Source organism: Ideonella sp. P3_A4 (assembly GCF_056403075.1).
Map to the genome: position 1 here is coordinate 1 of NZ_JBFUGE010001138.1, position 1,112 is coordinate 1,112.

Below are 1,112 nucleotides of genomic sequence, written 5' to 3' on the forward strand. Positions count from 1 at the left end.
GCGCATCGGCCGTCGCGACGACTTCTTCGAACTCGGTGGCCACTCGCTGCTGGCGGTGCGGCTGGTGTCGCGGCTGCGGCTGGCGATGGGGCTGGAGGTGCCGCTGGGCGAGCTGTTCTCGCACCCGCAGTTGGCGGACTTCAGCGCCCGCTTGTCGCAAGCCGATGCGACACGCATGCAGGCCATCACGCCGGCCGATCGCAGCAAGCCGTTGCCACTGTCCTGGGTGCAGCAGCGGCTGTGGTTCCTTGATCAGCTCGATGCGGCCTCCAGCGCCGCGTACCACATGCCTGCGGGCCTGACGATCACTGGCACCTTGGATCGTGCGGCGCTGAAGACGACGCTCGACCACATCGTCGCGCGCCACGAGGTGCTGCGCACGACCTTCGTGCTCGAAGACGGCGAGCCGGTGCAACGCATTGCCGAAGCCGGGGTCGGCTTCTCGCTGATCGAGCACGACCTGAGCGGCCTCGACGCAGCAGCCCAGCAGCGCGAGCTGGCGCGGCTGAGCGGCGAGGTCTTCCACCAGCCCTTCGACATGGCACGCGGCCCGTTGATCCGGGGCCGCCTACTGGCCCTGTCGACCACCGAGCATGTGCTGCTGATCAACCAGCACCACATCGTGACCGACGGCTGGTCGAACGTGCTGCTGGTCAAGGAAGTGGGCGCGCTCTACGCGGCTTTCAGCCAAGGCCGGCCCGACCCGCTGCCGCCGCTGTCGCTGCAATACGCCGACTACGCGGCCTGGCAACGCGCCTGGCTGCAGGGCGACGTGCTGAAAGCGCAGGTCGATCACTGGCGCAGCCACCTGGCCGGTGCCCCAGCCTTGCTCGCCTTGCCGCTCGACAAGCCACGGCCGGCGGTTCAGACGTATGCCGGTGACGAGGTGCCGTTCCACCTGTCGCCCGAGCTGAGCCAGGGCTTGAAGGCACTTGGCCAACGCCATGGCACGACCCTGTTCATGACCTTGCTGGCCGGCTGGGGCGTGCTGATGGCGCGCCTGGGCGGCCAGAACGATGTGGTCATCGGCACGCCGGTGGCCAACCGCCAGCGGCGCGAGGTCGAAGACCTGATCGGCTTCTTCATCAACACCTTGGCGATCCGCGTCAACG

General features: G+C 68.3%; 1 protein-coding gene. It reads left to right on the top strand.

Annotated features, from left to right (window positions below):
- The coding region (locus tag AC1DYI_RS36470) for a condensation domain-containing protein (protein ID WP_477208959.1) at nt 1-1,112 on the top strand (1,112 nt) is incomplete at both ends.